5 protein-coding genes and 1 riboswitch are annotated in these 8,013 nt (G+C 69.8%); of the genes, 1 reads left to right on the top strand and 4 read right to left on the bottom strand.

What is annotated here, in order from left to right:
- Positions 1-94: 94 nt before the first annotated feature.
- Positions 95-298, bottom strand: a riboswitch (cobalamin riboswitch).
- A 410-nt stretch (positions 299-708) separates the two neighbouring features.
- From BQ8420_RS13930 to BQ8420_RS13940, 3 genes are all read right to left on the bottom strand, one after another.
- The gene (locus tag BQ8420_RS13930) at positions 709-1,272 is read right to left on the bottom strand and encodes a hypothetical protein (protein ID WP_087099134.1); all 564 of its coding nucleotides are present in this window, start codon (positions 1,270-1,272) and stop codon (positions 709-711) included.
- Positions 1,273-1,307: 35 nt separating this feature from the next.
- Positions 1,308-2,954, bottom strand: a complete 1,647-nt coding sequence (locus tag BQ8420_RS13935) for an NYN domain-containing protein (protein ID WP_087099136.1) — start codon at positions 2,952-2,954, stop codon at positions 1,308-1,310.
- A 198-nt stretch (positions 2,955-3,152) separates the two neighbouring features.
- Positions 3,153-6,104 carry a sigma-70 family RNA polymerase sigma factor gene (locus tag BQ8420_RS13940; protein WP_087099138.1) on the bottom strand — a complete coding sequence of 984 codons (2,952 nt, stop codon included), beginning with the start codon at positions 6,102-6,104 and terminating at the stop codon, positions 3,153-3,155.
- A gap of 222 nt (positions 6,105-6,326) precedes the next feature.
- On the opposite strand from BQ8420_RS13940, the gene BQ8420_RS13945 reads away from it, so the two are divergent.
- The gene (locus BQ8420_RS13945; protein WP_087099140.1) at positions 6,327-7,088 is read left to right on the top strand and encodes a hypothetical protein; all 762 of its coding nucleotides are present in this window, start codon (positions 6,327-6,329) and stop codon (positions 7,086-7,088) included.
- A gap of 286 nt (positions 7,089-7,374) precedes the next feature.
- Here the strand turns inward: BQ8420_RS13945 and BQ8420_RS13950 are convergent, their stop codons facing one another.
- Entirely contained in the window at positions 7,375-7,638 is a 264-nt protein-coding gene (locus tag BQ8420_RS13950) for a hypothetical protein (protein WP_087099142.1), read from the bottom strand.
- Positions 7,639-8,013 lie beyond the last annotated feature (375 nt).

The raw sequence follows: 8,013 nt of genomic DNA on the forward strand, positions 1-8,013 counted from the left end.
GTGCGGCTCACAACGGTGGATCGCAGCACCGGATGCGTGCGGTCCACTGTCGGGTCGCGGCGGCTCTCCCTCGAAGCCCCGACGTTGTACACACCTGGGGGTGCGTGCCGATGGCAGGTTTTCGGACTCGTGGGCGTCCTACTACGCCGTCGCTTCCCGGGACCTTCGGGGGTTCCCAGTGCCTGTGACGACCTTCGTTCCCACTCACCGCTGCGGGGCAGTCCCGGACTCTCACCGGGTTCCCTCTCTCGTCACCCGGATCTTTCGACCCCGGTGAACCACCAGCGGGACAGATACTACATCTAGGGGATAGCGCCTTGGAACACCGCAAGATGATGGCGTGTCGCCGATTTCTCAGATTCTTCGACGATCGTCGAACACACGCGCCGAGCGTGGTATGGAACGCCCTTGGAGCCCCTGAAAGGGGCGGTGGGGCGGTATCGGGAGAGTGCCCGAAGGGGGCGTGTCACAGCCTAGAACGTTCCCGGGGCGAACGCACCCGACCCCACGTACGGAAGGTCGCCAAGGCGCCCGTGGGAGGGGTCGGAAACCTCACTCATGGATGGCCGCTTCCGGTCCGTCGGCACCGCTCGTCGACACCACTCGTCCGCGCCGACGTTCCCCTCCCCAGATCTCCGGGACGGGGCCCGCACACCCTCGGTCGCCCCGCCGCCCCAGGTCACCCACCATCTCGTCCGATCGTGGTGGTCAGTCCTGGTCGAGGAGGAGGTCCAGGTCGTCCTCGGACAGCCCCATGTCGGCCCGGATCCGGAATCGGATCCGCAGGAGTTCGAGGAACAGATCCCGGTCACAGGGACTCTGGGGCCGACCGGCGTGTCGCCGAGCGCCCACGGTGGCCCACCGTTCGGCGCCCCTCAGATCGTCGTGGGCGTACAACACCTCGGCGACGTGGATGTGAGTGGGCAGTCCGACCGGTTCCCCGGTCTCCAGCCGCTTGAGATGGCCTTCGGCCTGCCCGCGTTCGTCCAGTTGCAACAGGGCGCCCGCACTGAGGGCGTGCGCGTCGACGACGGTGGGCCCACCATCGTCGATGGCTCGCTGGTAGGCGGAACAGGCGCGCTCGAACTCCTGGGCGATCTCCCACTGTTCTCCGGCGCGCACGAACAACTCCGCCCTGCTGACCTCACTGCCGGCGTCGACGCTGTTGGCCAGGTCCAGTAGGCGGGCGGCGGTCCGACCGTGTTCACCGGATCGGACGGCGTGGAATTCCAACCGGTCGAGTTCTGCCGTCGTCACGTGGGTCAACCGCATCGCCCCATCCCCAACTCGCTCTCCCCACGCGCCGATCAGGGCCGGGCACGCTCCAAGGCCTGCCAGAATCCCTGGCGCAGTCCATCGCGGACCTCGTCGCGCAGCAGGTGGTCGATCGGGAGCGAGGATCCCTGGAGCAGACGCGCCTCCAGGTCCGAGGGCATTCTGGGCCTACGGGCGAGGACGGCCTCCACCCACAGAGCCGGCGCCTCGCGTGCGATCGACTCCGCGAAGTCGTTTCCTTCCTTGTGCGCGACGTGCACCGCGTCATCAACGGTATGCGCGCCGGGGCCCGCCTGTTGGGCATATCCAGGACTAGGGACGGATTCCTGGTAACCGCTTGGGCCGAATCGGCCGTCGTACTCGGGACCAGTAGGTCGCCGTTCCCCGAAACGGGGCGCGGCGCCACCGCTGTGCGCGGTGTCAGTTGCCGTACTGGTCCCATAGGTAGGGTTTGCGTCCACCCCACCTCCAAACCCTTGATCCTCACCTGGTCCGCCGCCGAACCTGGGGTCGGGGGCGGGAGGGTTTCTATGGGGTGGAGCCTGATGCGGGTCGGGCGCGAAGGAGGCCTGTGAACCTGTGCCCGCACCGAAGGCGGGCTGTGGTCCGGTATTGGAGAAAGCCTGCTGTGGGCCCGTTCCGTCGAAGCCCTGTGGGCCACCACCGACCGGCTGACCGGGTCCGGGTCTGGCGGGCAGGCCGTACCCTCCCTGGTCCATTCCACGCTGCGACGGATGGGATCCCGTATTGGGACCGACGTACCCGGCCTGTCCGTTCTGACCGACGGCGCCCGGGTAGATTCCGTTACCGTTCACCGGTTGTCCCCCCGAGGGGAAGCCGTTGGCGTCGATCGCACCGGGCGGGGTGTTCTCATCGGAGGGCCCGGCCAGGTGGTCACCGCGTTGCTGGGCCAGTGAGCGGCGCATCGCGCGCAGTTGTTCCATGGCGCTGCCCTGCGGAACGGGCTGCCCGCCGGTACCGGCGAACATCGCTTCGAGCCCACCCGTGGAGGGCGCGGCCGGTTCGACGCGACCGTTCCGGGGCGCGGAGGCCGCCGAACGTGGCTGTTCGGTGGGGGTCTGGGAACGCCCGTTGGCGAAGGGTGTGGTCGTCTTGGCCGCGTTCTCCTGGGTGGAGCCGCCACCCGAGAGAAGGTTGACGTGCGGGCGCAGGTGTCCGGCACCGATCTCGATCAGGTCGTCGCACTCCCGGCGCAACGCCCGTGAAATGGTCCAGTTGCCCTCCACCGAGATGTGCACGACGGTGACGCGCACACCCATGTCCTGGACGTCGGCGACCACGGGGGCCATGTCCTCGTCGCCGCTCACAAGAACGGCGTCACAAAGGACACCGGTGCGGGCCAGAGTGGTCAGGTCGCGTTGGACGTAGCTCTCCACGCCCTCGCGACGGCCGGGTCGGATCCTCGCCGCCCTGAACTTGATGCCCGGGATATCGGCGATGCCGTCCTGTTCCTGGGCCCTCCGGTCATCGGCGATCGCCTCGTACCAGTAACAACGCAGGAGCGGTAGACCCGTGCGATCCCGTGCGACCTCGTTGAGGAACTGGACGAGACCGGAGTAGTCCCAGGCGACGGAGTCCCGGTTCCGGGTTCCATGTACGGCCATCGCGCCGTCGGCGAGAAGGTATCCCGCGTCGACGAACAACGCGCAACGGTCCACGTGACACCGCCCCCTTCCCTGTCGATCTCTGGGGCCATATCCATGACCGGGGCACAGCCTAGCCAAGTCTGTCTGCTTTTGCGTGCAGCCTTCGGATACTCACTGTCAATGCATTGCTACTCACAGGCGGATTCCCGAGGTGGATCGGGTCGTTCTGTCGCCCTGTGCACTCGATGGACTCCGCACCCGCGTTCGACCTCAGGTGCGCATCGGGGCCGTGAGCACGATCGCGCCCAACAACAGCGCGTCCTGACCGGAGGGGATTCGGATTTCCGATTCCCTTCCGAGTCGCGCGTCGAATCGGACCACGTCCGTCCCGAACGTCATCGGGTCCCCGGCCGAGCCTCGCGCGGAACTCACGAAGACGTTACCGGCGTCACCACCGCCTTCGCGCGGTTCGAGCGGGACATCGTCCAGAAGTACGCGGTCCCCGCCCAGTTCGGCGTCGCCCTCCCAGGCCACCACGTCGAACGTGGCCTGGACCGATGCCGGAAGCAACCCCGACACCGGGAACCGAGCACCGACCTCGTCCTGGAAGACCGCCGAGGTCTCGTCCAGGACCATGGCCTGCTGATGCCCCTCCACCGAGGGGTCCTCCACGACCACCACCAGACTCCATCCCGCGTACGTGCCCCGACCCTCGGTGGCGGGGACGTCTCCGACCCACCACTGGCCGCCACCGGCCGTGCGCACCAGGTCGGTGACCTCGGCGAACGCTTGATAGGCGGGGTAGGCGGGCAGATCCGCGGAACGGACATCGGTGGCCGCGACCGTCGAGTAGGAGGCCATGCCCGGCCCCTTGATCCGGGCGGTCGGGCCGCTCGGGTCTCCCGCCGCGGAGAAGTACAGACCGGCCCAGCGGACCGACCCGCCTTCGGGGAGTTCCCAGGTCGCGGAGCTGGACGAGGTGGTCGTGGGGTCCCAGTCCGCGTCCAAGGGCGCCATCACCCAGTTGTCGTTGTCGAGACGGTCGCCGGACCGTTCACGGGCCTGTGCGCACTCGCCGGGTTCCTCGTCCTCCGCCGGTTCCTCCTCGTACCCGCCCTCGGGAACCTCGGGTCCCTCGGTGGCCTCCGGGGCGTCGGGGGTCTCGGGGACCTCGGAGCCGGGTTCCCCGCCGTCCGACCCCCCGTGTTCGGGAAGGTCGGGAAGCCCGGGAAGATCGTGATCGAATTCCTGTTCTCCGCCGCCGGTCTCCCCTTCCTCCCCGAGGAGATCATCGAGCGCATCTCCCCCATCCGTCCCCACGGCACCGGTGTCCGCGGGGGCGCGACGCAGATCGGCGTCGTCGGGGTCGCCGGGGTCGGCATCCGCGTCGGTACCGGGTGCCTCATCGGTGCCGGGTGCCTGGTCGGGCGGGGCCAAGGGATTCTCGTCCTGTCCGCCCCCGGGCGTCTGGGGACGCTCCCCCCACGGCCATGGCCAGGGGTTCTTCGGCTTCTCGGGTTCGGTGCACGTCACCAGGGTGTTGCCGACGCTCTCGGTGCGCACCTGGCCGGCGGTGGCGTATCTGGCCGGGATCCCCTCCGAGGAGACGCCCCGTTCACCGGTGGCGGTGTATCTCACCTCTCCGGAGGAGACCACCACGTCCGCGGGGACGTCGACGTCGGCGTCGGACGCCACTCTGACGTCCAGGAAGTGGGTGCTGCTCTCCCCCGAGGCCATGTCGGTCCGCACGCACTCACCACCACCACTGCCCGCGGAGCAGCCCCAGTCGCCGTGTCCGACCGACATCGGGACCGCGTTGCCCGCGCCCCCGGAGGAGACCATCTCCACGCCGGGGGGCAGGGTGATCTCGGCGAGCACGTCCTCGGTGGTGCCGGCACCGGTGTTGAGCACGTCGAGGACCATGATCCCGTCACCGCCGGGCACGAGGGAGCCGACGGGGTCGATGCCCACGGCGAACTCCGGCCACCCCTCCGGTTCCTCGGGTCCCGGTTCGGGATCGGGTTCCGGCTCCGGTTCAGGGGCGGGTTCCGGTTCCTCCGGGTTCGAGGGCGGGGGCGGTTCGGGCGATTCCGCCGGAGGCACGTCGGCCGGGGGCGCGGGCACCGGGACGGGTTCCTCCGGAGCCGGCGGATCGGCGGGTGGGTCATCCGGGGAATCGGGGTCGGCAGGATCATCCGGGTCGTCGGCGGCCGGGTCGTCGGCGGCCGCGGGCGGCGGGTCCTCGGCCGGGGCTTCGAGCGGCGGAGCTGCGGCCGTCGAAGGGTCCTCCTCGATCGGTGCGTCCGCGCCCACGAGTGCGAGGGCGACGGAGACCGCCACGCAAGCCGCCGCGGTGGCGCCCGCCGTGACCTGCTGCTGACGCTTGGACATCCGGTTCCACCAGGCGCCGGTCGCGGCCGCCCCGGGCACGGACGCCAGGTACCCCGTGGCGCCGAAACCGACGACCAGGGGAAGGACGATCCCGCGCAGCCCGACGTTGACGTCCATCAGCTCCGCGTACACCTCGCGGCAGTCGGCGCAGTCGTCCAGGTGCCGGTCCATCTTGGTGGTGTCCCGCTTGGCCAGTCCACCGCGCACGTAAGCGCCCAGGAGACCGATCGTGGGACGACAGGCCTCCGCGGCCCCACCCCCGGCCAGGTGCATTTGCAGGTAGGCCTGGCGCAGCCCTTCCCTGGCCCGGTAGGCGAGGGCGGCCACACCGTTGGGGTTCATACCGAGGATGGTCGCCGCCTCCGCGGGCTTGACCCCCTCGATCTCGGTGTGCCACAGGACCGACTGCCAGCGTTCGGGCAGGGAGAGGAAGGCTCGGGCGATCAGGGACCGCTCCAACCCCTCAAGAGCGGGATCGACGAACGGCTCACCCGAGTCGTAACTCTCCATGTCGTCGGTGACGACCTGACGTTTCTCACCCCGACCCCGGTCATAGGCGGCGTTGCGGACCGCGGTGAGCAGGTAGGGGCGGAAGGCGTCACTGGGACCGCCCCCGCGTTGAATGACGCTGAGCACCTTGGTGAACGCCTCGGCGACGGCGTCCTCCACCTCGGCCTCGCCGCGTAGAAGCTGGCGGGCCAGTCCACGCGCGGCGGCAGCGTGGCGTTCGTACAGAGCCCCGAAAGCAGCGTTGTCCCCGCCCTTGACCTGCTCGATGATCTCAGCGTCACCGAGCAACGTCCCTGTGTACTCACCTTCGGCGTCGGTCACCCCGCGCCCTTTCACTCGTAGTCCAGCCCCGCCACCGACCGGAACCAGAAGTGGGGGCGTGGGTTCAGCGTCCGAAAACACGTTCTCGAAAAAATATCCCCTATCCGCGTCATAGCCGCCACCGATCTCCGTGATTAGGGGTGAGGCGGACGGAGTGAGCCCACCGCGGGGGCGCGGGCTCACCTCCGTCCACCTGGTAAAACGACGACCAGGAGCTGAACCATGGGCGAGATCGAAGTAGGTGCCGGCGCGGGCGACCGAACCGTTCACCGTGCCCGGGAACTACGTACACCGTGGAGGCGCCGCTCACAGGAAGCGGGTTGGTCCCGGTTCGAGGACTGGTGGACACCGGCCGTGGACGTCCTCTGCGAAACCTACGCGGGCGGCGGCGAACTCACCGCGCCCTGCACGAGGCTCGGTGAGGCACGCGCGCGTGCGGGTGTGGGGATCGGACACGCTTTGACGGACCTGGACGCGTTCACCCGCTCGATCGGCCTGGATCGATCACCGTTCCCCATGGTCCTGGCCTTGGCCGAGGGCTGGGAACGAGGCGGCCACGACCGTGACGACTGCCAGGACCCGCTGACCGGCCTGGCCAACCGCGAGTACCTGCGCACCAGGGTGGGCGAGCTCTACCGAGGAATCGAGGAGGGGGTCCCCTCCGCCTTCGGTCACCGGCTGGTGGTCATGGCGCTGGACCCGACACTCGACCCCTGGCGGCGGACGGCACGACTCATCGTGCTCGGGCACGAACTGCGCCGCTTCTTCACCCGCGGGGAGTCGCTGTGCCTGGTGAACCGCTCACGGATCGCGGTGCTGTCCCTGGACGGGCCGAACCTCGCGGGGGAATTGGACCGGCTCCGCGAACAGACCGGCTGGGAGCACGGGGCGGCCGTGTGGTCGATTCCGTTGCCGGGCACCCACGCCGAGGCGTTGTCCCTGCTCGACGCCTTGGACGGCGGAGGCGATCGATTCGACCGATGACCCACTGACGCCGTTCCGGTGGGCGTGGCCCTCATCGAGGGGGAGGAGCCCCCACCGGACGGCAACGCCGACCGCAGCTCGCCGCCGAGGGGACGCGGGCATTGCGGTCGGCCCCGCCCGACGACGACCCCGGGCTCTCTGGCCCCGAGAGAGGGCGGCCCGAGGGACTGTCGGGCGGGAGGGCGCGTGCACGCACGCGCCCGGGGCGCGCTCACACAGGGGAGGTGGGCGCGCCCCTCTCATCTTCCGTGGCGGTGGCGCGTGGCGGTGGCGCCTTTTCGGCTCGTCACCCGACCTTGATCCGCCCGAAGCTCGCCCGGAACAGCACCCTGCCGAACAGAGAGGTGGGGACCGCGCGCACCTTCACGATGCGTTCCTCGAAGCCGCCCGGCATCGGCGGGGTCCGGTCCACGAGATCGGCCCATGCCTCGATGCCCTTGGCGTAGGGCACCGGATCGAAGGTGCTCGACGCGAACGACTCCGAGTCGACGCCCGACGATTCGGCCTCGTTCTTCGGTCGGGGCCGCGGTTCGGGTCGTACCGGGGCCACTGGCCGTACCGGAGTCACCGGTTGTACAGGGGCCACCGGCCAAAGTGGTTCCTCCGGCCGAACGGTCGCCTCGTCCCGAACGGGCTCTTCGGGCGGAACCGGCTCCACCGGCCGAACGGACGTGCTCTCCACCGGAGCCTCGGGGGGCGGGGTCGACGGCGACTCCGGCTCCGGGAGGGGCTCAGGGGCCGGCTCTCGAACGGGAGCGGAATCCGGGGCCTCCGGCTCGACCGTGCCCGGTTCCGGAGTGGGCGCGACCGGAGCGGGATGCGCTCGGATCCCGGGTTCGGCAGGCGGGGCCTCCAGTGGCAAGGCCTTTCGGGGGCCCGTGTCCTGGCGGGGCGGGACCGAAGGGGGTGTGGAGCCCTTCGGCGG

The organism is Nocardiopsis sp. JB363 (genome assembly GCF_900143625.1).
Classification (GTDB): domain Bacteria; phylum Actinomycetota; class Actinomycetes; order Streptosporangiales; family Streptosporangiaceae; genus Nocardiopsis.